This window comes from Woeseia sp. D3-10 (genome assembly GCF_055809415.1).
The window spans coordinates 935888-962336 of record NZ_JBVVTW010000007.1 but is presented as its reverse complement, the minus strand read 5'-3'; the positions used below and the strand labels follow the sequence as shown (position 1 = coordinate 962336).

Annotated in this window: 25 protein-coding genes and 1 other RNA gene; 23 read left to right on the top strand and 3 right to left on the bottom strand. The window is 58.1% G+C overall.

Features of this window, described 5'->3' with window-relative positions; translation table 11 throughout:
* Window positions 1–74: 74 nt before the first annotated feature.
* The 5 genes from petA (at window position 75) to AC0L8N_RS05055 (ending at window position 3927) form a co-directional block, all read left to right on the top strand.
* Window positions 75–659: a ubiquinol-cytochrome c reductase iron-sulfur subunit gene (gene petA, locus AC0L8N_RS05075; RefSeq protein WP_473666486.1), complete on the top strand. Its 585-nt coding sequence runs from the start codon at window positions 75–77 to the stop codon at window positions 657–659.
* Window positions 660–1913, top strand: a complete 1254-nt coding sequence (locus tag AC0L8N_RS05070) for a cytochrome b (RefSeq protein ID WP_473666485.1) — start codon at window positions 660–662, stop codon at window positions 1911–1913.
* Entirely contained in the window at window positions 1903–2643 is a 741-nt protein-coding gene (locus AC0L8N_RS05065; RefSeq protein WP_473666484.1) for a cytochrome c1, read from the top strand. Before AC0L8N_RS05070 ends, AC0L8N_RS05065 begins: the two co-directional genes overlap by 11 nt.
* A 79-nt stretch (window positions 2644–2722) precedes the next feature.
* Complete coding sequence (locus AC0L8N_RS05060) at window positions 2723–3352, top strand: glutathione S-transferase N-terminal domain-containing protein (RefSeq protein WP_473666483.1); 630 nt, start codon at window positions 2723–2725, stop codon at window positions 3350–3352.
* A gap of 164 nt (window positions 3353–3516) precedes the next feature.
* Window positions 3517–3927 carry a ClpXP protease specificity-enhancing factor gene (locus tag AC0L8N_RS05055; RefSeq protein ID WP_473666482.1) on the top strand — a complete coding sequence of 137 codons (411 nt, stop codon included), beginning with the start codon at window positions 3517–3519 and terminating at the stop codon, window positions 3925–3927.
* A gap of 39 nt (window positions 3928–3966) precedes the next feature.
* On the opposite strand, the gene AC0L8N_RS05050 is transcribed toward AC0L8N_RS05055, so the two are convergent.
* Genes AC0L8N_RS05050 through AC0L8N_RS05040 form a run of 3 tightly spaced genes read right to left on the bottom strand, consistent with a single transcriptional unit; the run spans window position 3967 to window position 6891 of the window.
* A complete protein-coding gene (locus AC0L8N_RS05050; protein ID WP_473666481.1) occupies window positions 3967–4557 on the bottom strand; it encodes a phosphoheptose isomerase in 591 nt (196 codons plus the stop codon).
* A gap of 7 nt (window positions 4558–4564) precedes the next feature.
* Entirely contained in the window at window positions 4565–4942 is a 378-nt protein-coding gene (locus AC0L8N_RS05045; RefSeq protein WP_473666480.1) for a YraN family protein, read from the bottom strand.
* An 8-nt stretch (window positions 4943–4950) separates the two neighbouring features.
* Window positions 4951–6891 carry a penicillin-binding protein activator gene (locus AC0L8N_RS05040; protein ID WP_473666479.1) on the bottom strand — a complete coding sequence of 647 codons (1941 nt, stop codon included), beginning with the start codon at window positions 6889–6891 and terminating at the stop codon, window positions 4951–4953.
* 107 nt (window positions 6892–6998) lie between these two features.
* Here AC0L8N_RS05040 and rsmI point away from each other — a divergent pair, with 107 nt between their 5' ends.
* From rsmI to ftsZ, 18 genes are all read left to right on the top strand, one after another.
* On the top strand, window positions 6999–7859 hold the full coding sequence (gene rsmI / locus AC0L8N_RS05035) for a 16S rRNA (cytidine(1402)-2'-O)-methyltransferase (RefSeq protein WP_473666478.1): 861 nt from the start codon (window positions 6999–7001) through the stop codon (window positions 7857–7859).
* Window positions 7860–7899: 40 nt separating this feature from the next.
* An RNA gene (gene rnpB, locus AC0L8N_RS05030) (RNase P RNA component class A) lies at window positions 7900–8264 on the top strand.
* Between the two features lie 370 nt (window positions 8265–8634).
* Window positions 8635–9084: a division/cell wall cluster transcriptional repressor MraZ gene (gene mraZ / locus AC0L8N_RS05025; RefSeq protein WP_068619422.1), complete on the top strand. Its 450-nt coding sequence runs from the start codon at window positions 8635–8637 to the stop codon at window positions 9082–9084.
* 14 nt (window positions 9085–9098) lie between these two features.
* Window positions 9099–10031, top strand: a complete 933-nt coding sequence (gene rsmH, locus AC0L8N_RS05020) for a 16S rRNA (cytosine(1402)-N(4))-methyltransferase RsmH (protein WP_473666477.1) — start codon at window positions 9099–9101, stop codon at window positions 10029–10031.
* On the top strand, window positions 10031–10318 hold the full coding sequence (gene ftsL, locus AC0L8N_RS05015; protein ID WP_473666476.1) for a cell division protein FtsL: 288 nt from the start codon (window positions 10031–10033) through the stop codon (window positions 10316–10318). Before rsmH ends, ftsL begins: the two co-directional genes overlap by 1 nt.
* A complete protein-coding gene (locus tag AC0L8N_RS05010) occupies window positions 10315–12045 on the top strand; it encodes a peptidoglycan D,D-transpeptidase FtsI family protein (RefSeq protein ID WP_473666475.1) in 1731 nt (576 codons plus the stop codon). Before ftsL ends, AC0L8N_RS05010 begins: the two co-directional genes overlap by 4 nt.
* Window positions 12042–13544 (top strand): UDP-N-acetylmuramoyl-L-alanyl-D-glutamate--2,6-diaminopimelate ligase, encoded by a 1503-nt coding sequence (locus AC0L8N_RS05005; protein WP_473666474.1) that lies wholly within the window; start codon window positions 12042–12044, stop codon window positions 13542–13544. The genes AC0L8N_RS05010 and AC0L8N_RS05005 overlap by 4 nt, the downstream gene beginning before the upstream one ends.
* On the top strand, window positions 13541–14905 hold the full coding sequence (locus tag AC0L8N_RS05000; RefSeq protein WP_473666473.1) for a UDP-N-acetylmuramoyl-tripeptide--D-alanyl-D-alanine ligase: 1365 nt from the start codon (window positions 13541–13543) through the stop codon (window positions 14903–14905). The genes AC0L8N_RS05005 and AC0L8N_RS05000 overlap by 4 nt, the downstream gene beginning before the upstream one ends.
* 2 nt (window positions 14906–14907) lie before the next feature.
* Window positions 14908–15990, top strand: a complete 1083-nt coding sequence (gene mraY, locus AC0L8N_RS04995) for a phospho-N-acetylmuramoyl-pentapeptide-transferase (RefSeq protein WP_473666472.1) — start codon at window positions 14908–14910, stop codon at window positions 15988–15990.
* A gap of 5 nt (window positions 15991–15995) precedes the next feature.
* On the top strand, window positions 15996–17339 hold the full coding sequence (gene murD / locus AC0L8N_RS04990) for a UDP-N-acetylmuramoyl-L-alanine--D-glutamate ligase (RefSeq protein ID WP_473666470.1): 1344 nt from the start codon (window positions 15996–15998) through the stop codon (window positions 17337–17339).
* A gap of 17 nt (window positions 17340–17356) precedes the next feature.
* A complete protein-coding gene (gene ftsW, locus AC0L8N_RS04985; protein ID WP_473670041.1) occupies window positions 17357–18535 on the top strand; it encodes a putative lipid II flippase FtsW in 1179 nt (392 codons plus the stop codon).
* Window positions 18532–19620 (top strand): undecaprenyldiphospho-muramoylpentapeptide beta-N-acetylglucosaminyltransferase, encoded by a 1089-nt coding sequence (gene murG / locus AC0L8N_RS04980; protein ID WP_473666469.1) that lies wholly within the window; start codon window positions 18532–18534, stop codon window positions 19618–19620. The genes ftsW and murG overlap by 4 nt, the downstream gene beginning before the upstream one ends.
* A complete protein-coding gene (gene murC, locus AC0L8N_RS04975; protein WP_473666468.1) occupies window positions 19617–21041 on the top strand; it encodes a UDP-N-acetylmuramate--L-alanine ligase in 1425 nt (474 codons plus the stop codon). Before murG ends, murC begins: the two co-directional genes overlap by 4 nt.
* A complete protein-coding gene (gene murB, locus AC0L8N_RS04970) occupies window positions 21041–21940 on the top strand; it encodes a UDP-N-acetylmuramate dehydrogenase (protein WP_473666467.1) in 900 nt (299 codons plus the stop codon). Before murC ends, murB begins: the two co-directional genes overlap by 1 nt.
* Window positions 21937–22920, top strand: coding sequence for a D-alanine--D-alanine ligase (locus AC0L8N_RS04965; RefSeq protein WP_473666466.1), 984 nt, complete (start codon window positions 21937–21939; stop codon window positions 22918–22920). The genes murB and AC0L8N_RS04965 overlap by 4 nt, the downstream gene beginning before the upstream one ends.
* Entirely contained in the window at window positions 22910–23719 is an 810-nt protein-coding gene (locus AC0L8N_RS04960) for a cell division protein FtsQ/DivIB (protein ID WP_473666465.1), read from the top strand. The genes AC0L8N_RS04965 and AC0L8N_RS04960 overlap by 11 nt, the downstream gene beginning before the upstream one ends.
* A 40-nt stretch (window positions 23720–23759) precedes the next feature.
* Window positions 23760–24998: a cell division protein FtsA gene (gene ftsA, locus AC0L8N_RS04955; protein WP_473666464.1), complete on the top strand. Its 1239-nt coding sequence runs from the start codon at window positions 23760–23762 to the stop codon at window positions 24996–24998.
* Window positions 24999–25114: 116 nt separating this feature from the next.
* Window positions 25115–26287 (top strand): cell division protein FtsZ, encoded by a 1173-nt coding sequence (ftsZ, locus tag AC0L8N_RS04950; protein ID WP_473666463.1) that lies wholly within the window; start codon window positions 25115–25117, stop codon window positions 26285–26287.
* Window positions 26288–26449: the final 162 nt, after the last annotated feature.

The following is a 26449-nucleotide window of genomic DNA, read 5'->3' as shown; positions in this document are numbered from 1 at the left end:
GGGTCTGCTGCAAATCTACCAGTTTTCGAACACAGCAAAAATTGCGGCCTTAGGCCGGTGTATGGGAGTGCCCGATGACCGACGACGTTGATCGCAACAGGCGTCATTTTTTAACTGTTGCCACCGCCGTGACCGGAGGTGCGGGCTTAGTCCTCGCCTCCATTCCGTTCTTGTCCTCCCTCAAGCCGAGCGCACGCGCTCAGGCGTTGGGAGCTCCGGTGGAGGTTCCAGTCAGTGCGCTGGAGCCCGGCGCCATGGTGCGAGTGATCTGGCGAGGCAAGCTGGTTTACGTCGTGCGCCGCGATAAAGAAATGCTGGCGCGGCTATCGAAGACGACGGACCTGCTACGGGACCCGGATTCAACAGTGGTGGAGCAGCAGCCAGAATACGCAGTCAATGAGTACCGCTCGGTTCGTCCTGAATACCTCGTTATTGAGGGTTCTTGCACGCACCTGGGTTGTGCACCGTTGCCGCAATTTCAGGTAGGCCCCACCGATGACTGGTTTGGTGGTTTTTTCTGCCCTTGCCACGGCTCGCGCTTTGATTTGGCTGGACGCGTCTATAAAGGCGTACCGGCGCCGACCAACTTACGAGTGCCGCCGTATCGCTTTATCCGCGATGACGTCATCATGATTGGCGCCGACACAGGAGTAGCATAAATGGCGCGTATCGAATCTGAAATCGGCACTCCGACCGGTGGCTTGATGAAATGGATCGACGATCGGTTCCCTTTCACCAAGTTGATGAAGGAGCACGTCACCGAATACTACGCATCGAAGAATTTCAATATCTGGTACGTGTTCGGCGTACTGGCGATGGTGGTGCTGGTCATTCAGTTGCTGACCGGCATATTCCTGACCATGAATTACAAACCCGCTGCCGCGGATGCGTTTGCGTCGGTCGAATACATCATGCGCGATGTCGAGTTCGGCTGGCTGATACGCTACATGCACTCCACTGGCGCGTCGTTCTTTTTCATAATTGTTTACCTGCACATGTTCCGGGCCATGCTCTACGGTTCCTACAAGAAGCCGCGTGAGCTGATCTGGATTATCGGCATGCTGATCTTCTTTGTGCTGATGGCGGAGGCTTTTGCCGGTTATCTGTTGCCATGGGGACAAATGTCCTATTGGGGCGCGCAGGTCATCATCTCCTTGTTCGGCGCTATTCCTGTTGTTGGTGATTCGATAGTGGAGCTGATTCGGGGCGACTACTCGATATCCGATATCACGCTCAACCGGTTCTTCGCATTGCACGTTATTGCCTTGCCACTGGCGCTGATCGGGCTGGTGGTTGTGCATATCATGGCGTTGCATGAAGTCGGCTCAAACAACCCGGACGGTATAGAAATCAAGGAACGCAAAGGTCCTGATGGCATACCGCTGGACGGTGTTGCGTTTCACCCTTATCACACCAGTAAGGATCTCGTCGCCATCATCGTGTTCCTGATGATTTTCTCGTTCGTCGTGTTTTTTGCGCCGGACATGGGGGGCTATTTCCTTGAGCACGCCAACTTCGAGCCGGCCAATACCATGGCTACGCCGGAGCACATTGCGCCTGTCTGGTATTTCACGCCGTTCTACGCAATTTTGCGTGCCGTACCGAACAAGCTTTGGGGCGCCATACTCATGGGCGCGGCTGTATTGTTGCCGTTGTTCCTGCCGTGGCTCGATCGTTCGCGGGTTAAGTCCATACGCTACCGTGGCTGGATTTACCGCGTCGCTTTGACGCTGTTCGCAATCAGCTTCGTCATGCTCGGATGGTTGGGTCTCAAGCCAGCTGAAGATCTTTACGTTGTAATGGCGCGAGTGTTCTCCGTTATTTACTTCGGCTTCTTCCTGCTGATGCCGTATTACTCAACTATAGACAAGACCAAACCGGTGCCTGACAGGGTGGTTTACCATGCTAAATAAGAAAGGGATTCTTGTTGCGCTGTCACTGCTACTGTGGAGCAGCGCGGGACTGGCTGCCGGTGCCGAGATGGCACTGGAGAAGGCTGGAAATGACGTGGATAACATTGCGTCTTTGCAGCGCGGCGCTCGCAATTTCATGAACTATTGCTCGGGCTGTCATTCCGCCAAATACGTGCGCTACAAGACGATCGCCAAGGACCTTGAGCTGTCAGAAGAGCAGGTCGTAAACAACCTGATGTTCAACGCAGAAAAGATGTTCGAGACGATTGAAGTCAACATGCCTGCGGATGATGCGAAACGCTGGTTCGGGCAAGTGCCACCGGATTTGTCTTTGATGGCCCGGTCCAAAGGGACGGACTACATCTATAATTTCCTGCGCGGCTTTTACCTGGATGCAGCCAGCCCTACGGGTGTTGATAACCTGTACCTGGGCGGGACCAGCATGCCCAACGTATTTTGGGAGCTACAGGGATTGCAGAAGGCCGTGTTCTCTGAGGATGCCTCTGGCGGTGCGCCGCACTTCGAACATTTCGAGCCCGTGACGGCCGGTGCATTGCCGGTTGAAGCGTTTGATGACTTCGTTCGCGATACCGTCAACTTTCTTGAATACATCAGTGAGCCTGTGCGAAGCACTCGTCGGGTTATGGGTACCTGGGTACTGATGTTCCTGATTGTGTTTTTTATCATCGCATCGATGCTGAAGAAGCAGATCTGGAAGGACGTCTCCTGACATTTACCATTGGCGCGACGCCTTCTGGCGTCGCGCCAGCTTCAATTTTCTCTATTCTAAGGTCCAAGGGGACTACGCTATGGCAGTAATTGCCAATCGACGATCCGTGATGACGCTGTTTTCAAAGCCAACGTGCATTCACAGCCATCGCACGCGCCTCGTGCTTGCGGAAAAAAACATCAACATTGATATCGCCAATGTAGACGGCCCGGATCTTCCAGAAGATCTTATGGACCTGAACCCGTATCACACCGTACCGACTCTGGTTGATCGCGACCTGGTGCTGTACGACTCGCGGGTGATTATCGAGTATCTGGACGAGCGATTTCCGCATCCGCCCTTGATGCCCGTGGACCCGGTGACGCGCGCTCAATTTCGGTTGGCGCTGTTTCGCATCGAGACAGACTGGTACCAGTTGGCTGAGCAATTTGAAGCCGACGGCGAGCGCAAGCTTGGCGCCAAGTCAAAGAAACTGCTGCGCGAAAGCATACTGGCCAGTGTTGACTTATTTGCCGCCGGAACCTATTTCCTGAGCGAAGATTTTTCGCTGGTTGACTGCAGCATTGCGCCAGTCTTGTGGCGGCTCCCGATCTATGGCATCGATCTTGGGTCACAGGCTGCGCCGATTGAGGAATACATGAAGCGCGTGTTTGAGCGGCCCTCCTTTCAGGACAGCCTGACAGAGCTGGAACAGGAAATGCGGATGTAACGACGCGCCTCCTGGCGTGTCGCGTCTGCGACTGACGTGCGCCTTACCTGAATGGTATTGTTGTCCGGTGCCACAATTGGAATTGATTCGTTGACCTGGCCGGTCCGGGCGTCGTCTGGCTGCGAGACGATGCTGCCATTTGCGCCGGGTCAGGAGTGCAGAGATTGAGCCACCCGAGCCGCTCGAAGAGACCGTACCTCATCCGTGCAATGCACGAATGGATGGGGGATAACGGCAATACGCCCCATATTGTTGTCGACGCTGGTGTCGAAGGCGTGATGGTGCCGACCGAGCACATCAAGGATGGCAAGATCATCCTCAATATCAGTCATTCGGCTGCCCACAATCTCAAGCTATCCAACGATGCCGTCAGTTTCCGGGCGCGCTTTTCAGGGGTGCCTTTCGATGTTTGGGTCCCGGTTGGGGCGGTATTGGGGATTTACGCGAAAGAAACCGGTCAGGGCATGATTTTCTCACACGGTGCTGATCAGCCCGAACCACCGGAGCCGGATCCCGATCCGGAACAAAAAGAAGTTCCGAAGGGCAGTCGTTCACACCTGACGGTGGTCAAATAAGCCCGACCGTTCGAGCCTGCTGGGCTTTTCCCTGAGTGTTCAGCCACTACCGAGCAAAGTAGTGTCAATAACATCGCACAGGCAATGGATAATCAGCAGGTGGACTTCCTGAATACGCGCAGTGCGTTCGGCCGGTACTCGAATTTCAACATCCTGAGTGCCAATTAGCGCCGCCATACGCCCACCATCGCGTCCACTTAAGGCAACAACGCTCATGCCGCGTTCGTGGGCAGCATCAATTGCGCGGCAGACGTTCTCGGAGTTCCCCGAGGTGGAGATAGCCAGCAGTACGTCCGCCGGTCTGCCGAGCGCGCGCACCTGCTTGGAAAAAATATCGGTGTAACTATAGTCGTTGGCGATTGATGTCAATGTGGACGAATCTGTCGTTAACGCCATCGCCGGCAAACCCGGCCGCTCCATTTCAAAGCGGTTCAATAGTTCGGAAGAAAAGTGCTGAGCATCACCAGCAGAGCCGCCGTTGCCGCAACTCAGAATCTTGCCCTCGTTCAGCAGGGATTGACTCATGAGCTGGCCGGCGCGAGTGACGGGTTCTATCAGCTCGCTTTCAGCCACTTGTTTGGTTCGAATGCTTTCTGCGAAGTGTTCGCGAACGCGTGCTTGCAGGTCCATACCTAGTCTATGCTCCGGGTCTGAAGGCGTCTTTAACCCATTGTAACGCGGAACGGTCAGCAGACCGACCGTCAATCGCCACTACGTCAAAACGAACCGGACGATGCTGCAGCGGCGGGTTGCGGGCAAGGTACCACGACGCCGTGAGCGCCAGTTTGTGCTGTTTGCGGTAATCGACGCTTTCTGCAGCGCTCAACCGGTTATTTGCACTACGGTAGCGAACCTCGACAAAAACAACAGTCTGGGAATCTTCCATCACCAGATCAATTTCGCCAAACCGACTGCGAACGTTGCGTGCGAGGCACCGAAGTTTGCGCTTCTGCAACCAACGCAGTGCGTAATTTTCCGCTTCTGCGCCGCGCTTGAGGTGTGCGGGCAGTGGCACAGGTAGCGTTAGCTACCGGGTCCACGATCGATTCGGCTTTCCTCGTCCTCAGGGTCTGTCAGCCGTGGCAGCTCGTCGGACTGATCAAGGCCGCGATCCAGTCCACCGTAGAGCGGAATAGCGACCGGCTCGCCCCGTTCAAAGCGGGCCCAGGCCAGGCGCCTGTGCACGCGACCGTTTTCGTCCAGGTACAGGCGTCCGCTGGCACCGTCGATTTCCGGCATGCCGTCAAGACGCGCATTGAACAGTGCGCCTACCAGTTGCCACGCGTCGTAGCCGAGTGCGTGCAGTCGACCCATACGGCGTTCGTTTGGCAAGTATTCGTTATACAAAGCGGGCAGTTCCGCTATCCACGGTTGCGGCGATATTAACCAGGGCGTATCGGCAAACATCAAGCCGTTGAGGTCGGCATTTGAACGGCCGTCCATGGCGAAGATGCGCGAGGTGGAATAGATTGGAAGATCGCCGGCGTAGTGAAATTTGAGCTGCGACTTGAGCAAGCGGCCAGCCGGCGCCGTTGCCGCCAGGAAAATAAACTCGGCGTCTTGTCGGCGTCGCGGGTCATACTGCAGTGGCCCGCCAATGTTTGCTCGCAAGCGTTCGTAGCGCTGATGGCTTTGCGACAACAGCATCAGGTTTTCGATTTCGTAAGCGAAGTCCTGTTTGTCCGGTTCGTAATCACGGCCCTGCAGTAATACACCGCCGCCGGACTCGAACGCCGAACCAAAACTTTCCAGCAGCCGCCGACCCCAGTCGTTGCGCGGCACCAGTGCAAGTGCGCGCCGATGGCCGTCGCTTAAGGCTCGTTCCGCAGCAGAGACTGCTTCGTCTTCAGGGTCCAGTGCGAATTGATAGAGACTAGGTGGCGCCAGCAAATTGTCGGGCAGGTAATTCAGGGTCAGAACGGGAACGGGCAGTAGTCCCCCCGTTGCAACCGCGGTTACTCCGTTGCGCAGTAAGGGGCCGACCACGAACTCGGCGCCATCCGCTACGGCGCGTTGATAGGCGGCTAGCGGGCCGCCAGCGGAGTCGTAAACCCGGACTTGCTGGTCATTGCCCAGCTCGCCTATCGCTGCGAAGTAGGCGCCCAGAAAGCCATTTTGCACAGCACGTCCGGCGCTCGCGTTATCGCCGCTCAAAGGCAATAGCAGGGCGATCTGAGCGGGATAGCCGAGCTGGTCCATGGCCGGCAGATCCAGGGTTTCGAGCAGTTTCATGGCCGGGTGACTGGCATAGTCTTCTTGCCAGCGGCGCACCCCGTTGCCCCAGCCCACACCTTGTTGGCCGGTGGACGTGGCCAGTGCACCGAGCGTCAGCCAACCACGCATTTCCGGGTCGTTAGTGAGCTCTATTGCTGCACGCAAATTGCGCGGTCGACTAACCAGCAGTCCCGCCCAGAGGCGTTCGCGGTTGCGCTGGATGGCGGCTGAGTCTCTGAGCCAGGTCTCGCGTTGCTGGTACAGATTAATCGCCCTGATCGGGTCGCCTTTCTGGAACCAGGCATCGGCGTGCAATGCTTCAACGCGCAAGCGCCGTGCTTCAGGCAGGGGTTGGCGCGACAGCGGTTCAAGCAGCGCGAGTGCGTCATCCGGGCGACCTTCCCACAAGGCCAACGCGGCCGCGTCGCTGCTCCAGAGCCATAGCAGTTCGCCACCGGCCGGTGCTTCAATGCGCCGCAGCGCATTGCGGGCGCGGCGTCCGTCGCCGGCTTCCAGCCATTGCTCGACAGCAAGCAGGGTCAGGCGTTGCCGTTCGTCGCCTGCCGCCGACGCCGCAAGGCCAATGTATTGCCCCGCTGCGTCTTCGTGATTGCCGTTCTCGGCCATGCGCTCGGCACGACCTTCGGCGGTATTGCCGGGCAGGCCGCCGGTTGCGCAAGCACCAAGAACAAAGGCGCTGGTTAGCAACAACAGCAGCAAGCGACTGGATTTGTGTACTCTGTTACTCATAACGTCGGTAGCTTGCTTAAGCGCGGGAGGAATGACAGCCCGCAGTATGGAATTTGCAATCGGCCAATAATACCGGCGAAAGCCGCACATCAGCAGGAATTTTAAGATTGACTGACGGTACCTTGTTTGTGGTTGCGACGCCCATCGGCAACCTTGAAGACCTGTCGCCCCGCGCGCGCCAGATTTTGCGCGAGGTCGAACTCGTCGCGTCTGAGGATACCCGCCGAACTGGTCGATTGCTATCGCATTTCGGCATCCAGGCGACCCAGGTCGCATTGCATGAACACAACGAAGCCGTTGCCAGCGAACGCATAATTGAGGCGCTCGGCGAAGGCCGCTCGGTTGCTTTGGTCAGCGATGCCGGGACGCCACTTATCAGTGACCCCGGCTACCGTTTGCTCCGTGCGGCGCACGACGCCGGCAAGACGGTTTGCCCGATACCGGGCCCCAGTGCATTGATTGCTGCCTTGTCGGTCGCCGGACTGGCAACCGACCGGTTTTGTTTCGAGGGCTTTTTGCCGGCCAAGAGCAGCGGGCGCAAGGCGCGCCTGACCGCCCTGCAGACTGAAGAGCGGACGCTGGTGTTCTACGAGGCCGTGCACCGGATTTCAGCGACGATCGCGGATATGCTCGAAATTCTGGGTCCGGGCCGCGACGCATTTATAGGTCGCGAACTTAGCAAAATGCACGAGCAGTGCGTATTGGCGCCACTGGGCGATCTTGTGCAGCAGCTTGCCGAGGGCACGATTCCCGCCAAGGGGGAGTTTGTTATCGTCGTTGCCGGCGCGCCGGAGTCCGCTGAACCCAGCCGGCTTGATACAGACATGCTGTTACGGCGGTTGGCGCCTTTGATGCCGCCTCGCCAGGCGGCCGAAATTGTCGCTGGGGCGAGCGGCCAGCGGCGCAATGCGGTCTACCAGCGGCTCCTGGAACTGACCCGCAACGAGGCCCCCAAAGAGCCGTCCTGAGGTGCGCGAAATACAGTATGATTCGCGGCGCAGCAAGGCAGGAGCCGGCCAGGCAATCGCGGCGAGCCCAGCTCGTCGAGGAAAGTCCGGGCTCCTTCGGACACGACGCCAGGTAACGCCTGGAGGGCGCGAGCCCATGGAAAGTGCCACAGAAAACAACCGCCTAAGCACTTCGGTGCCGGTAAGGGTGAAAAGGTGCGGTAAGAGCGCACCGCGCGGGTGGCAACACGCCGCGGCTAGGTAAACCCCGTCGGGAGCAAGACCAAATAGGGGAGTAGGCCGGCTTCGTGCCGGCGCCGCCGGTTCCGAGCGGACTCCCGGGTAGGTTGCTTGAGGCAGTCGGTGACGGCTGTCCCAGATGAATGGTTGCCCTCGACAGAACCCGGCTTACGGCCGACTCCTGCTTTGCTGCACTTCTGTATAAAATCCTTATAAAACATTAAGTTATGGTGTATTCTACGGTAAGTCCGGGGCGCCATGCGCGGGCTCGCCTGCAAACCCGTGAAACAATGTTATGTCTCCTGTCGCCGACATTCTGCTTAAGTATTATCGAGGAACGAGCCTTAAGCGCTTGATTTACAGCCCTTATTACCTGCCACAATTTGCCCCGCCAAGGCCACCGAATAGCCGCTAAGTCCCTGTAGAACAAGAATTAATTCCAAGCTTTGTTGACGCTGATGAGAGCCCTCAATATAGTGTCGAAAAGTGGAGAAAAGTGGGAGAAGGTGGGTCACCGGCCCGTATTTGGGTCGGCCTGGTCGCCAAAAATATCACCGTGTTTCGTGGAGCAACCAAAGTAACGCTCGACGCCAAAGGGCGTCTCGCCATTCCGACCCGGTACCGGGAACGGATTGCTGCGCGTTGCGATGGACAGTTGGTTGCCACTGTAGACCGGGATCATTGCGTGCTCATTTACCCCTTGCAGGACTGGGAAGACATCGAGCGCAAGCTCATGCGCTTGCCTAGTCTGAACGAAAAAGCGCGGCGATTGCAGCGCCTGATGGTCGGCTACGCGACCGAGCTGGAGTTGGACGGCAGTGGCCGCATCCTGGTGTCGCGAGAGTTGCGGGACTTCGCGAGTCTTGAGCGAACCGCAATGTTGATTGGCCAGGGCAATAAATTCGAACTGTGGGATGAAGCAACCTGGAACGAGAAGCGGGATGAATGGCTGCGCGAGGATGACGATGGTGTGCTGCCTGCCGAACTCGAATCTCTGTCGTTGTAACGGAGCTTAGTGCCGTGACTGACGGTCAGGCTGCGCACGTACCAGTGTTGCTGGTCCCGGTTCTTGACGGGCTGAACATTCAGCGCAATGGCAGTTATGTCGATGGCACGTTTGGACGCGGCGGTCATAGCCGCGAAATTTTGCAACAACTCGGACCGGATGGACGACTGCTGGCAATCGATCGTGATCCGCAGGCAGTTAGCGCCGCGAAAGCGTTTGCCACCGATCCGCGTTTCACAATGGTGAAGGGCGACCTTGCAGACCTTGAAAAAATCGCACGCGAAAACGGAATCCTGGGCCAGGTGGACGGGTTGCTACTCGATCTCGGTGTCTCGTCCCCGCAACTGGATGACGCGGAGCGCGGCTTCAGTTTTCGCAACGACGGACCACTGGATATGCGCATGGACCCGACCAGTGGAAAAAGTGCAGCAGAGTGGCTGGCAAAAGTGGATGAAAAAACCTTGAGAGCAGTTCTGTGGGAATTTGGTGAAGAGCGTTTCGCGCCGCGTATTGCGAGCGAAGTGCTGCGCGTGAACAAGGCGACGCCAATGACCCGAACGAGCGAGTTGGCTGCCGTGGTTGAAGCTTGCGTGCCGCAGCGCGGCCAGCGCAGACATCCTGCGACCAAGACGTTTCAGGCACTGCGCATAGCGGTTAATAACGAGCTCGGGCAGCTCGATAGCGCGCTGTCAGCGATACCCGGGGTTCTGAACACCGGTGGTCGCGCCTGCATTATCAGTTTTCATTCGCTGGAAGATCGCCGGGTCAAGCGTTTCTTTCGTGACATGTCGCGCGAGCCTGAGCAGTACCGGGGAATGCCGACAATACCTGAAGAGTTTCGACCGCCAATGTGCACTATCGGCAAAGCCATCAAAGCTACCGATGCAGAGATAGCGGCAAACGTGCGGGCTCGCAGCGCGCGCTTAAGGATTGCGGAGCGCATCTGATGGCCGGTACGCCTTCACGCCCACCCATTTTGCTAACGCTGGTATTCGCCATTATTTGCGTGATGTCTGCGGTGGCGCTCGTCTATACGAAGCACGAAGCGCGCAGTGAATTCGTGGAGCTCGAGAAGCTGACGACGGAACGTGATGAGCTCAATATCGAATGGGGGCAGCTACAAATCGAACAGAGCACCTGGGCTACGCACGCGCGCATAGAGCAGGTTGCAGCTGACGAGTTGTCGTTGCTGAGACCGAAGACCGCTGAAATTTACGTTATCGAACGCCAATGAGTCGCGGCGCAGAAACCAAACAACAAACTGCCCGACGTTTCGTTGGCAGGACGATACTGGTTGGCTCGTTTTTTATGCTGGCGGCCGGTTCGCTGGTTGCGCGCGCTGTCCATTTGCAGGTGTTCAATAAGGAATTCCTGAACGAACAGGCGGACTCGCGGCATCTGCGGACCGAACGAATCACGGCACACCGCGGCGCCATCATGGATCGCAATGGTGAAGCGCTGGCTATCAGCACGCCGGTGGACAGCATTTGGGCGAATCCTCAGGAACTGGCGGTTGCTGTAGATCAGGTGCCACAACTGGCGAGCGCGCTGGACATGGATTCGCAGTTGTTGATGCGCCGCATCACGCGCAGCATGAACAAGGAATTCTTGTACCTGAAACGGCACCTGAGCCCGGAGCAGGCGCACCGTGTGCTCGCGCTGAAACTGCCCGGTGTCAACGTCATTCGTGAATATCGTCGCTATTACCCGGCGGGTGAAGTCGCAGGGCACTTGCTCGGCTTCACGAGTGTCGATGACGACGGTCAGGAAGGACTGGAGCTGGAGTTCAATCACTGGTTAGGTGGTGAGTCTGGTTCGAAGCGCGTACTGAAAGATCGCCTGGGTCGTTCTGTTGAAAACGTCGAAAGCATTCGGCCGCCGAGCCCCGGTAAAGACCTGCGTACGAGTATTGACCTGCGTTTGCAGTATCTTGCCTACCGTTCGCTGAAGAGCGCGATTCGTGAGTTCAAGGCAAATTCCGGTTCGATCGTTATTCTGGACGTGCAAACCGGCGAAGTACTGGCGATGGCAAATCAGCCGTCGTACAACCCCAATGACCGCTCACAGTACTCTGCGGAACGCTACCGCAATCGTGCGATCACCGATATTTTTGAGCCGGGTTCCAGTATCAAACCGCTGATTATTTCTGCGGCGCTGGAAAGTGGCGAATACCGCGCGAACAGCCTTATCGACACGTCGCCGGGCTACGTAGTTGTCGGCGCCAAGCGCATTGAGGATCGGCGCAATCTTGGTCGGGTAAGTTTGACCACGGTGCTGGCGCGCTCCAGTAACGTTGGCGTTACCAAGGTCGCGATGTCACTGGAACCGGATCAGTTGTGGCAGACCATGACGCGTTTTGGGCTCGGTTCGCTGACGACCAGCGGCTTTCCCGGCGAGTCGGCCGGGTTGCTGACTCACTTCAACCACTGGCGACCGATCAGTCAGGCAACGCTGGCATACGGCTACGGACTTTCCGTGACGCCGCTGCAGCTTGCTCACGCCTACGCTGCGATCGGCAATGGCGGTATTTTACGCCCGGTCTCGCTCGTTGCGGTTAGTGAACCGCCAGCGGGTGAGCGCATTCTGAGCGAAGACACGGCATTGGCTGTGCGCCGCATGATGGAAGAGGTTGTACGGCCGGGTGGTACAGGTACCAAGGCAAGTGTTACCGGCTACCGCATTGCCGGCAAGACCGGCACGGCTTGGAAATTCACAGCCGGCGGCTACTCGCAGGATCGTTACCTTTCCATTTTTGCCGGGCTGGCACCTGCCAGTGACCCGCGGCTTGCGGCAGTCGTCATTATTGATGAGCCGAAGGGCGAGCTGTACTACGGCAGCGACGTCGCTGCACCCGTGTTCGCTGATGTCATGACCGAATCACTACGCTTGCTTGCTGTGCCACCCGACGCGATGCCGGAACGCGCAGAGGGCGACGACATCATGCAGGCGATGAGTCAATGAGCATGCCGGCACAGTCGATCACATTGGCACCCACCCTCGCTGATATTCTCGAGGGCTATGCAGATGCACCCGCGATACCGGTAACAGGTATCGCCAGCGATAGTCGTCGTTTGCAGAAAGGGGATGTGTTTCTCGCCGTGCGCGGTATGCGTTCGCATGCGCTGGACCATCTCGATAAAAAGCTCGCCGCCAATCTCGCTGCGATAGTGTGGGATGGGGACGAATCCGTTTCACCACCGGCGGGTGTGGTGGCAATCGTTGTACCGGATCTTGCTGACAAAGTTGGCGAGCTTGCCAACCGCTGGTTCGCAGCACCGTCCGCGGCAATGAAGATTTGTGGCATAACCGGAACCAACGGCAAGACGACGGTAGCCTGGTTATTGGCGCAGAGCTGGCAGTTGCTCGGCGAACGTTGTGCCTACATAGGCACGCTGGGGACGGGCATCGATGAGATTAATGATGTCTACGGACTGACAACACCGGATTGTGTTGAGTTGCACCGACAGTTCGCCCACTTTCGCGACGCTGGTGCAACGCGTGCCGCGCTGGAAGTCTCTTCGCATGCCCTGAGTCAGGGCCGCCTCAATGGTGTGCATGTTGATGCTGCACTGTTCACTAACCTGAGTCGTGACCACATTGATTATCACGGCGACATGGCTACATACGGTGACACCAAAGCGCGGTTGTTTACCGAGTTTTCTCCGCAGCATCAGATTATCTGCATTGACAGTGAATTCGGCCTGACGCTGGCTGCACGCTGCGGTGCTGATGCAATCGTCGTTGCGAGTTCAGTGGCCGCGCAAGCTGGTAAGAACCGATACGTTTTCGCCAAATCAATATTGCCGCAAGCTGACGGAACGTGCGTGCAGGTGGCGAGCTCATGGGGTGAAGGTCAACTTGTGTTGCCGCTTTACGGCCAGTTCAATGTCGCCAATGCACTGCAGGCTATCGCGCTGTTACTGAATTCTGGTATCCCGTTCGCAGAGGCGCTGGATGTCTTACAGGCAGTACAAGCACCGCCTGGCCGCTTGCAACTGGTCACCACGCCACAATTGAACGAATTACCTACGGTCTTCGTGGACTACGCACATACACCGGCGGCACTCGAGGCCGCGCTAACTGCGCTTGCGCCACATTGTCAGGGTAAGTTGTGGTGCGTTTTCGGATGCGGCGGCGACAGGGACAAGGGCAAACGCCCGCAAATGGGTGCAGTAGCGGAACGCTGTGCGGACAAGGCGATTCTGACCAGTGACAATCCGCGTTCAGAAGACCCGCTTGCAATCATGCGCGACGCGCAGCAAGGCATGTCGGGCGCGGAAGTTGCGATCGAAGATCGAGCGTCCGCGATTGCATTCGCGATTTCGAATGCGGCGACGACAGACGTGATTCTGATCGCTGGCAAAGGTCACGAGAACTATCAGGTTATTGGCGAACGACGCTTGCCGTTCTCCGACTTTCAGGTCGCGCGCAAAAATTTACTGCAGAGGTGCCCGGCATGATCGAGGGCACTTTGATGCAGGCCGCAAACACACTTCAGGCAGGCCTGCGCGGTGCTGACGCGGTATTCCGCGGCGTTAGCACTGATACGCGCAGCTTGTCGTCGGGCGAATTGTTTGTCGCATTGCAGGGGCCGAATTTTGACGGCGCGGCATTTGCATCAAAGGCTGAAGAGGCGGGCGCTGCCGGGATTGTCGTCCAGACGGATGTTGCTACATCCTTGCCGAGCATCAAAGTCGACAACGCCCGAATGGCGTTGGGCCGACTTGCCACCGACTGGCGGGCTCAACTGCCGGCAACGGTCATTGGCGTTACCGGCAGCAATGGAAAAACGACACTTAAAGAGCTCATCGCGAGTTGCCTGAATCCGGTTGCCAGCACTCTGGCTACGCAGGGTAATTTGAACAACGACATCGGTTTACCTTTGATGTTGCTGCGACTGTCCGGGGAGCACCATTTCGCAGTGCTGGAAATGGGCGCTAATCACGCCGGTGAGATTGCTTACCTCACCTCTCTTGCGATGCCATCGATTGTTGTAATCAGCAATGCGGGCCCGGCACACCTGGAGGGTTTTGGGTCGATAGACGGTGTTGCGCACGCAAAAGGCGAAATTTTGCAGGGTAATCCGCGACCGGCTACGGCTGTCCTGAATGCGGACGACCCGTATTTCGACCTGTGGTCAACGATGGCTGATGACCTTGCCATTGTCAGCTTTGGCTACAGCGATACGGCGACAGTCCGGGTGCTGAATGTGCAGTCTGGCGCTAACGGTTCCACGTTTGACCTGCAGCTGCCGGACGACAGCATTGCGATCAAGTTGCCGCTGCCCGGTGCGCACAATGTCCTGAACGCCTGTGCGGCTGCGGCCGTCGCGCACGCTGCCGGCCTTACGCCCGAGCAGATTCGTCTTGGTCTGCAGTCGGCGCAACCGGTCGAAGGCCGGCTTCGGCCTGTCGCCGGAGTGCACGGTCTGCGCCTGTTTGACGATACCTACAATGCGAATCCAGCCAGTGTCGTTGCAGCGGCGAAGTACGTTGCGGCACAAGAGGGCGTCAGTTGGATGGTGCTTGGGGACATGGGTGAGCTTGGTGCAGATGCAATTGCGATGCATCGCGCCGTTGGCGAAGAGATTCGCAAAGCTGGCGTTGCGCGCCTGCTCGCAACCGGTGAGTTGTCGCAGCACGCGGTCGATGCATTCGGCAACGACGGTGCCTGGTTTAACTCTGTCGAGAATCTGATTGCCGAATTGCAGACGTCAACCAAGGGCGTGGCCAACGTACTTGTCAAAGGGTCGCGAACGATGCGTATGGAGCGAGTGGTCGCAGCGCTGCGTTCAGATTCAGAAGCAGCGGGGAGACACTGACAATGTTGCTCTATCTGACCAAGTACCTGGCGCAGTTTGAACCCAGCTTCACGGTCTTCAATTACCTCACCCTGCGCGCGATTCTGGGCGCGCTCACCGCACTCGTGCTGTCGTTCATCATCGGTCCGCGCATGATTGCAAAGCTCAGCAGCAATCAGGTGGGTCAACCGATACGCAGCGACGGTCCGGCGACGCACTTGCCCAAAGCAGGAACGCCGACCATGGGTGGGGCGATGATCCTGACCGCCATCGTTGTCAGTACCTTGTTGTGGGCGGACCTTGAAAACCCGTTCATCTGGGTTGTGCTGCTCGTCACCCTGGCATTTGGTGTGATCGGCTACGTCGATGACTACAAGAAACTGATTTTGCAAGACCCTGCCGGATTGTCGGCGGGCAAGAAATTATTCTGGCAATCGGCTGCTGCCGGCATAGCAGCGGTCGTGCTTTACATGATGGCGACGGATGAAATCGCGACGTCGTTGTTGATCCCCTATTTCAAGGACCTGTGGATTCCGCTGGGAATTCTTCAGATCGGCGTAACGTTTGTGTTCATCGTCGGCTTCAGCAACGCGGTGAACCTCACTGATGGCCTTGATGGTCTGGCAGTTATGCCGACTGTGCTGGTCGGTGGCGCGCTTGGTATTTTTGCGTATGTCACGGGCAACGTGAATTTCTCCGGGTACCTTGGCATTCCCTACGTTGCCGGCACCGGTGAAATTCTGGTGTTCTGCACAGCCCTTGCCGGCGCAGGGCTGGGTTTCCTCTGGTTCAACACGTACCCGGCTCAGGTCTTTATGGGTGACATAGGTGCACTGTCGCTGGGTGCTGCGCTCGGTGTCGTTGCGGTCGTTGTTCGGCAGGAAATTGTGCTCGCTATCATGGGCGGCGTCTTCGTCGTCGAAACCGCCTCGGTCATCATTCAGGTGGCCTCGTTCAAGCTTACTGGTAAACGCGTATTCCGCATGGCACCGCTGCACCACCACTTCGAGCTGAAGGGTTGGGCAGAGCCTAAAGTGATCGTTCGCTTCTGGATAATTACGGTGATCCTGGTGTTGATCGGCCTGGCGAGTTTGAAAATCCGATGAGCACAATGCAGTCACACGCCGCAGTTCAGGAACGGGACCTTGTCTATGGCATGGGAAATACCGGACTGTCGATTGCGCGGTTCCTGCGGCGTCAGGAGCGTCAGGCTGTGTATGTCGATTCCCGGGCGACGCCGCCAGGGCTGGACGAGCTTGCGGCTGTGCAGCCGGATGCGGAAGTGATCGTTGGCGAACGGCCAACCGAACTGCTGCAGACCGTGCAGCGCGTCATCGTCTCGCCGGGTATTAGCGACAAAGATCCTTTGCTGGAAGCGGCCCGTTCGGCCGGGGTTGATGTTGTCTCGGATATCGAGCTGTTCGTCGAGTTTGCTCGTGCACCGTTCGTAGCGGTGACAGGGTCGAACGGCAAGAGCACGGTCACAACGTTGCTCGCACTAATGTGCGAAGCCGATGGCAAGGCTGTACTAGCGGGTGCCAACCTTGGCGAACCTGCACTCGACCTGCTGAGTCATGACGTGCCCGATATTTACGTGCTGGAGTTGTCGAGCTTTCATTTGCAGCGCACCCGGTCGCTCCCGGCAAAAGTCGCTGTGCTGCTTAATATTTCGGCGGACCATCTTGATTGGCACCGTGACGAGAACGAGTACCGCGAAGCGAAGTACCGCATTCTTCGCGAAGCCGATGCCGTCGTCATCAACAGGATGGATGACGAGGCTCGTCAACGCATGGTGAGTGGCCGGGATTGCCGCTCATTCGCGCTCAATGAACCGCGCCGGCAAAATTTCGGCACGCGTCAAGTTGACGGCGAAACCTGGCTGGCACGTGGCGATGAAGCGTTGTTGCCGGTCACGAGTATGAAACTCGTCGGACGTCACAATCAGGAAAACGCATTGGCGGCGCTGGCTGCCGGAGATCTTCTGGGGCTTGGCATGCCGGCAATGCTCGACGTCCTGCATACCTTCACCGGCCTGCCGCACCGCATGCAGTTTGTGGCTTGTCGCAACAACGTCAATTACATCAATGACTCTAAAGCGACCAATGTTGCCGCTGCCATCGCATCGGTGAATTCGATCGAAGGCAAGGTTGTGCTCATTGCCGGTGGCCAGGGAAAAGGTGGCGATTTCGCCGCGCTCGCGGATGCCGTTCATGAGCGCTTACGTGCCCTTGTGTTGATTGGTGAAGACGCTGTGCCGATCGAGCGCGCTTTTGCGGGTCGGGTTCCGGTGACGCACGCGAAGTCGTTGTCGGCTGCTGTGGACTATTGCGCTGAACTCGCACGCGCGGGCGACACCGTACTGCTTGCGCCCGCATGCGCGAGCTTCGATCAATTTCCAAATTATCTGCAGCGCGGTGTGGCGTTCTGCGTAGCGGTGGAGGCGTTGCAATCGTGAGTGTTACGCACGCATCAATGCCGTTCCCCGCCCGGTTGCGAACGCCACTGACAATTGACCCGGTGTTGTTAGCGCTGGCGTTGACCTTGTTGTTGGGTGGCATGGTGATCCTTGCTTCTGCGTCGGTCTCGGTTTCGGACGCGACGGCGGGTAACCCGTTTTACTATTTGCAGCGACAGGCGCTTGCTGCTGCTATCGGCGGCGTTGCGGCGGTCGTATGTTTGTTCATTCCTCTGGTAGCGTGGCGCAACCTCGGTCCGTTGCTGTTGTTGCTTGCCTTCGTGTTGCTGATTCTTGTGCTGGTGCCCGGGGTTGGTTATACCGTCAACGGCAGTACCCGCTGGGTACGCGTGGGTTTCATGAACCTGCAGGTATCCGAGCCAGCGCGGCTATGCCTGATCTTGTACCTCGCCGGTTACCTGGTGCGTCGGAACAAATCACTGCGCGAAGGGTTCGTTGGTTTTCTGCGTCCCATGTTGTTGCTCAGTGTGGCCTGCGCCTTGTTGCTGTCGGAACCTGACTTTGGCGCGGCTATCGTCCTGCTCGCGACATCGCTTGCGATGTTGTTCGTCGCCGGCGCACGCATTCGCGACTTTCTGGTGTTCTTCGGCGCCGCTGTGGCGGCAATGGCTGTGTTGGCGGTGACTTCACCGTACCGCCTCAAGCGCTTAACCGGCTTTATGGACCCCTGGTCCGACCCGTTCAATTCAGGTTTCCAGCTGACCCAGTCATTGATCGCGATAGGCCGCGGCGAATGGTTCGGTGTAGGGCTCGGTGACGGCGTGCAAAAGCTCTTCTACTTGCCCGAAGCGCATACCGACTTTGTATTTGCCGTGTTCGCTGAAGAATTCGGTTTGCTCGGTTCGTTGCTGTTGATCGGTGTGTTCCTAGCCTTTCTGTGGCGGGTTGGCCGCCTGGCCATGCGTGCGTCCGATGCGGAACGCTTCTTCGAGGCTTACATTGCCATCGGCATTGGCACGTGGCTCGGTTTGCAGGCCTTCATCAATCTGGGTGTCAACATGGGCTTGCTGCCGACCAAGGGGCTCACGTTGCCTCTGATCAGCTATGGCCGCAGCAGTTTGATCGTGACGATGGCGAGCATTGCGATTCTGTTACGTATCCACCACGAATTGGCGACTGACACCGGTGTCAGCAGCAACAACCGTCGCCGCCGCGCGCCCCGGAGCAGTCAATGAACCTCCGGCCAATACTGGTAATGGCGGGCGGCACCGGCGGGCATGTCTATCCGGCGCTGGCTGTTGCCAACGCATTGCGTGAACAGTCGCGCGATGTGATCTGGCTGGGGACTCGCCGTGGCATCGAAGCACGGGTCGTCCCAGCCGCGGGCATTCCTATCGAGTGGGTCAGCGTGCAGGGACTGCGTGGCAAAGGACGGCTGGCCATGCTTATAGCGCCGTTCCGCTTATTGCGAGCACTCGCCCAGTCTTTGCGGATCGTGGCCCGACATCGACCGGCGGCTGTATTGGGCATGGGTGGTTTTGTCAGCGGTCCAGGGGGCCTTGCGGCCTGGTTGCTACGCCGACCGCTGGTGATCCACGAACAAAATGCTGTTTCCGGCTTTACCAACCGACTTCTGGCGCGTCTTGCCCGGGTTGTGCTGCAAGCCTTCCCGGGCAGTTTTTCCGCGTCGATTGGTGCACGCACCGTGGGCAATCCGGTGCGCGCGGAAATTGCCGCGTTGCCGGCGCCCGCAGAACGGTTTGCCGAACGCGATGGCGCTTTGCGCGTGCTGGTTCTTGGCGGCAGTCAGGGTGCGCTGGCCCTCAACCGGCTTGTGCCTGCCGCGTTGGGCCTGTTGCCGGCAGAAACCCGACCAGTGGTGCGCCATCAAACGGGTAGCCGAACTGCGGAGATGGCTGCGACGGCGTACCGCGATGCGGGCGTCGAGGTTCAGCTTGATGAGTTCATAGAGGACATGGCGGCTGCATACGGTTGGGCCGACCTCGTGGTCTGTCGCTCCGGAGCGCTGACGGTCGCCGAAGTTGCCGCTGCCGGTCTGGCTGCCGTTTTCGTACCGTACCCGGCAGCCGTTGACGATCACCAGACGGTCAATGCCAGTGGCCTCGTTGTTGCCGGCGCGGCGTGCATTTTGCAGGAGCGCGACCTGGATGCATCGAGACTCGCGGCAACGTTGCGCGAGTGGCTGACTGATCGTGATGCACTTCGCGACCGAGCTGAACGCGCCCGCAAGCTGGCCGCGCCGGATGCGCTGAGCACCATCACCGGTGTTTGCCTGGAACTCGCGGGAGGTGCGGCATGATCGAACGCATGCGCCGCATCAATCGTGTGCACTTCGTCGGCATCGGCGGCTCCGGCATGTCAGGCATCGCTGAGGTCATGCTCAATCTTGGCTATAAGATTCAGGGTTCGGACTTGCGCCGTAACGCTGCCGTAGAGCGACTCGAAGGTTTGGGTGCGACGGTCTTTATCGGCCATGACCGCCAACACGTGGCGGATGCCGACGCGGTGGTCGTCTCCAGCGCGGTCGACGAAAGCAACCCGGAAGTATCGGCAGCCCGCGAACTGTTGTTGCCAGTGGTGCCGCGCGCCGAGATGCTCGCGGAACTGATGCGCTTTCGCTACGCAATTGCGGTCGCCGGAACGCATGGCAAAACGACGACGACCAGTCTGGTGACCAGCGTCCTCGCGCAAGGCGGGCTGGACCCGACGTTCGTCATTGGCGGCAGGCTCAAGAGTGCGGACGCCAATGCGAAACTGGGGCAGGGCGAATACTTGGTTGCGGAAGCGGATGAAAGCGACGCATCGTTCGTTCACCTGAAACCGATGCTGGCGGTGGTAACCAATATCGATGCCGATCACATGTCGACCTACAAAGGTGACCTCGATCGACTGCACCAGGGCTTCATAGATTTCCTGCATAACCTGCCGTTCTATGGGCTGGCGGTTATGTGTTCTGACGATGCGGGCGTGCAGAATATCATTGCCAACGTTGGCCGCTCCGTTGTTACCTACGGTATCAACGACGAAGCGGATATTCGTGCGCAGAACATACGCTACAACGAAGGTTACACAGAATTTGAAGTAGTGCGCCGTGATACTGCAGGCGCACTGGCCATTCGCCTGAAATTGCCCGGCCTGCACAATGTATTGAACGCGTTGGCAGCAGTAGCTGTAGCGGGTGAACTGGACATCGAAGACGACGCGCTGGTCGCAGCGTTGCAACAGTTCGAAGGCATAGACCGGCGTTTTCAGAATAACGGTGAAGTGCAGACGCCGCGTGGTCGCGTCATGCTGGTGGATGACTACGGTCACCACCCAACAGAAATCGCCGCAACCGTGGCGGCGGCGCGTGCTGGCTGGCCTGAGCGGCGCGTTGTGCTGGTTTTTCAACCGCACCGCTACAGCCGTACCCGCGACCTGCTTGATGATTTTGCCAGCGTGCTGGCCGACGTCGACGTGCTGATTTTGCTCGAGGTCTATGCTGCTGGTGAGGACCCGATTGCCGGTGCTGATGGCCGTGCCATGGCGCGGGCTGTTCGCGGGCGTGGCGGCGTTGAGCCTGTATTCGTCGAAACGTTCGACGAAGCGGTGTCCGTGCTCGGTGGGTTGCTGCTTGATAACGATCTGGTCCTGACCATGGGCGCAGGCGATGTCGGCGCTTACGCTGCTCGATTGCCGACCCTGCTGGCAGCCATGCCTGCAGCAGGAGCAGCGTCGTGATGGCAACGATGAACTCCAGCGCTGCACTCGCCGGCGAACTGCGGCGCAACGAGCCCATGAGCAAGCACACGTCGCTGCGTGTTGGCGGACCTGCTGATTTGTTCTACAAGCCCGCGAGCGTAGAAGACCTTGCTGTGTTCTTGCAGAGTCTGGATACGGACACGCCGGTTTTCTGGTTTGGCCTCGGCAGCAACTTGCTGGTTCGTGACGGCGGTTTGCGCGGTGCGGTTGTCGCGACGGCCGGGATATTCAAGGACATCGAGCGCCAAGACGACGACAGCGTCGTAGCCGGTGCCAGCCTCCCGTGCACCTTGCTCGCACGCCAGTGCATCCGTTGGGGACTTGGCCCTTCAGAGTTTTTCGCCGGTATTCCCGGTACCGTCGGCGGCGCGCTGGCGATGAATGCCGGTGCCCACGGCGGAGAGACCTGGGAACGAGTGCGCTCGGTGCGCACGATCGACCGTGCCGGAACGGTGCGCGTGCGTACTGGCGATGACTATTCAATCGGCTATCGGAGTGTTCAGGGCCCCGCCGACGAGTGGTTCATCGAAGGCACGTTCGTATTCGATAGCAGTGTCGTGCCGAGCATGGAAGCGATGAAAGCCATGCTGGACAAGCGCAAAGAAACACAGCCTCTTGGTTTGCCCAGTTGTGGCTCAGTGTTTCGCAATCCGACCGGTGACCATTCCGCACGGCTGATCGAAGCCTGCGGGTTGAAGGGCTATCGGGTGGGCGGGGCCGAAGTATCCGACAAGCACGCAAACTTCATTATCAACCGTGATGACGCAACGGCCGCGGATATCGAAGCCGTTATAACGCACGTGCGAAATACCGTACGCGAGCAACACGGTATCGAGCTGATTTGCGAAGTTCGAATCGTTGGCGAGGCACTGTCATGAGCTGCCATGAGCAACGTCATGCGATTGGTGACGCGGCCGATTTTGGCCGGGTAGCCGTGATGCTCGGGGGGTTCTCCAGCGAACGCGAAGTATCACTCGCCAGCGGTGGGGCGGTGCTCAAAGCATTGCAGTCACGCGGTGTTGACGCGCACGCCTGGGACCCGGCGAAAAAAGATTTCCGCCAGTTTGCGGCGGCTGGTTTCGACCGGGTCTGGATTGCTCTGCACGGCCCAGGCGGTGAAGACGGCGCATTGCAGGGTGCTTTGCAATGGCTGGATATGCCGTACACCGGCAGCGGCGTGATGGCATCGGCCATAGCGATGGACAAGATACGCAGCAAGCACATTTTCCGGGCTGCAGGAATAGCAACGCCGGACTATCGCGTGATCGCAAGTGTCGAAGACGCACGACTGGCCGCCGATGAATTTGGTTATCCCCTGGTGCTGAAACCGTCGCGCGAAGGCTCGAGCGTCGGCATGAGCAAAGTGTTTGAAAAGAGCGAGCTGGAAGCAGCAGTCAAACTCGCGCTGAGCTTTGATGCCAACGCGTTAGTTGAGACTTGCATCGTCGGTCAGGAAATTACAGTTGCTGTGTTACAGGGTGTCGCACTGCCAAGCATCCGTATCGAAACACCGCGCGTGTTTTATGACTATCGCGCCAAATACGAATCGGAACGTACCCGCTACACCTGTCCGGGCAGCGGTGACGTCGCCGAGGAACAAGAGTACCTGGACCTGGCATTGGCGGCTTTCAATGAGCTTGGCTGCAGCGGCTGGGGTCGGGTTGATTTTATGACCGGAAAAGACGGTGTTCCGTTAGTGCTGGAGGTCAACACAGTCCCCGGCATGACCTCACACAGCCTGGTACCGATGGCTGCCAAAGAAGCTGGCATGGACTTCGCGGAGTTGTGCTGGCGAGTGCTGGAAACGAGCGTTGATGCAGTAAATCAGGGTGCGGAGGTTGCAACTCATGGCTCGTAAACAGGCCAAGCGACGCAAACAGTCTGAACGTCCGGCGTTCAAGTTGCCGCGCATTCCATTCGCCCGCATCGGCGCAATGGTATTGGCAGCGCTGGTGATTACCGTGAGTTATCGCCTCAGCGCAAACTTGCTGGACCGACCGATCACGGCAATCACGATTGATGGCCCGTTTCAGCGAGTAAGTGCACTGCAGATTGAAGAAACAATCAGCGCCGAACTTCGTCGCGGGTTCTTGTCAGCGGATCTCGACGACATACAGGGGCAGTTGATGGCCATGCCTTGGATAGATCGCGCGAACGTTGTGCGTCGCTGGCCTGGGCAGCTGGAGATCAGTGTCAGTGAGCAGGTTCCTGCAGCTTGCTGGGGTGAACGTGGGTTGCTGAATATCCGCGGAGAATTGTTCGTCGAAGATGCGCGGCACATTCCGGCAGAGCTGCCGCGATTGAGCGGTCCCGAAGGCCGTTCGGACGACGTGGCGAGACGCTATCTGCAGATACGTGAGCAGTTGATACCCAGGGGGCTTGACGTTCGGCGCCTGCATCTGGATCCGCGTGGCGCGTGGGACATGACTTTGCAGAACGGTATTGAAATTCGGCTGGGCCGACGTGATGTGGATACGCGTACACAATTGTTCCTCGATGTCGTCGCTGACGTCATTACACGTCGTGCAAAAGAAATCGATTTCGTGGATTTGCGGTACAGCAACGGCTTTACGATTGGTTGGAATGGTGAAGCGCCAGACTCTATATCAGCGCCGAATGAATCGGCGCCGGAAATGCTGGCGGGGCGTAGCGAATGACCGCTATGAAATTCTCACTTCTGAAACAGGACAGTATTAAGTGAGCAAGCGCGCAGACAAAAACCTGATTGTAGGACTCGATATAGGTACGTCCAAAGTTGTCGCCATCGTTGGCGAAGTGACGGAGGACGGCAATATCGAAGTGGTCGGCATAGGTTCGCATCCTTCCCGTGGGCTGAAAAAAGGCGTGGTCGTGAATATTGAATCGACCGTGCACTCCATTCAGCGCGCTGTCGAGGAAGCGGAGCTTATGGCGGGTTGCGATATTCATTCCGTGTACGCAGGCATTGCTGGCAGTCATGTCCGCAGCCTGAACTCACACGGCATAGTCGCGATACGCGACAAGGAAGTGAGTGCCGGCGATGTTGATCGTGTTATCGACGCGGCCCGCGCTGTTGCAATCCCGGCAGATCAGAAAATTCTCCATATCCTGCCGCAGGAATTCCTGATCGATAATCAGGAAGGTATACGCGAACCGATCGGGATGTCGGGCGTCCGGCTCGAAGCCAAAGTACACATGGTGACGGGTGCCGAAAGCGCTGCTCAAAACATCGTCAAATGTGTGCAACGTTGTGGGCTGGAGGTTGACGATATCGTCCTGGAGCAGCTCGCATCGAGTTATGCGGTGCTGACCGACGATGAGAAAGAACTGGGTGCGTGCCTTGTCGATATCGGCGGCGGAACCACTGATATCGCGGTGTTTCTTGGCGGTGCAATCCAGCACACGGCAGTGATCCCGATTGCCGGTGACCAGGTTACCAACGATATCGCTGTATCGATGCGCACGCCCACGCAATACGCGGAAGAGATCAAGATCAAGTACGCCTGCGCACTGTCGCAACTGGCGAATTCGGATGAAACGATCGAGGTGCCCAGTGTCGGCGACCGGCCGCCGCGGCGCTTAGCTCGCCAGACGCTTGCGGAAATCGTTGAGCCGCGCTTCGAGGAGTTGTTCGGGCTCGTGCGTGATGAGTTGCGCCGCAGTGGCTTTGAGGAACTGATCGCAGCGGGCGTCATCATTACCGGCGGCAGCGCGAAGATGGAAGGCGCAGTTGAACTGGCGGAAGAAGTGTTCCACACGCCGGTTCGGTTGGGTTCGCCACAGTATGTCGAAGGCCTGCTGGAGGTGGTGCGTAACCCCATTCACGCAACCGGCGTTGGCTTGTTGTTGTACGGCTACGAAGACCTGAAACGACGCGGCAAACGCAGTACGCCGGTCGGCAGTGGTCTCGCGGATATTTGGGAGCGCATGCGTTCCTGGTTCCAGGGACAGATTTAGTGGCGATGTCGTGTTCAGGCATACACCACAAAAAATACGTTGCGCAGATGAGCGCGCGACATGGGCAAGAGTGAGAGTTGAAAAGTTTAGGAAATCCTTAAGCGGAGGGATGATTCATGTTCGAATTAATGGATGCGCATAGCCAGAGCGCAGTGATAAAGGTCATCGGAGTTGGCGGTGGCGGCGGCAATGCCGTCGCGCACATGGTTAATTCCGGTATCGAAGGCGTGGATTTTATCTGCGCCAACACAGACGCACAGGCACTCAACAGTGCACGTGTACGCACAGCCTTACAGATCGGCTGCAACATCACCAAGGGTCTTGGTGCTGGTGCTGACCCGGACGTTGGCAGGCAAGCGGCGATGGAAGACCGTGATCGTATTACCGAAGTCATCGAAGGTGCTGACATGCTGTTCATCACTGCCGGTATGGGCGGTGGTACAGGAACAGGCGCGGCACCGATCGTCGCGCAGGTGGCAAAAGAGCTGGGCATTTTGACGGTGGCCGTCGTGACCAAGCCTTTCATCATGGAAGGCGGCAAACGCATGATGATTGCCGATCACGGTATCGCCGAACTCGGCAAGTACGTTGATTCATTGATCACCATTCCGAACGAGAAGTTGTTGTCGGTACTGGGTGGCGAGACGACCTTGCTGGATGCGTTCCGGTCTGCAAATGAAGTGCTGCAAGGTGCTGTGCAGGGTATCGCCGAATTGATAACGCGACCCGGTCTGATCAACGTCGACTTTGCCGATGTTCGGACAGTCATGGCGGAGATGGGCATGGCCATGATGGGTTCGGGTTCGTCATCAGGCGAAGATCGTGCACGGGAAGCCGCTGAGATGGCGGTTTCCAGTCCGCTGCTTGAGGACATTAATCTGGCCGGTGCGAACGGCATTTTGGTTAACGTCACTGCTGGAATGGATTTGTCTATCGGTGAATTCCAGGAAGTGGGCAACACGATCAAGGAATTCGCATCGGACGATGCGACGGTCGTGGTAGGCACGGTTATCGACCCGGACATGGGAGATCGGATTCGGGTAACGGTTGTAGCTACCGGGCTCGGCAAGCAGATGGCGCAAGCAAATACGCCAATGCGGGTTGTGCGTCGCAGTTACGACGCGCCGACCCCGGCACCGGCACCGGCGCCGTCTTCGGAGCCGAACTACCACACGCTGGACAAGCCGACCGTACAGCGCAAGCGTGCGGTAGGTGATGGCCTGGAAGAGCCTGGATTGCAAGACGACTTGCTGGATATTCCGGCATTTTTACGGCGTCAGGCAGACTAGAGCTGTCGCCGCAATAAAGCTCGTGTCACTCACTCTGCACGAGCCAGTGCCTCCGCTGTGGCCGGCCCGAATGATCGGGCCGGCCACTTTTGACGGGGAACAACGTTCAATATTCGGAGTCGGATGCAGCCTGTTTGCTGGATTGTGAGTAGCCGACCGGAG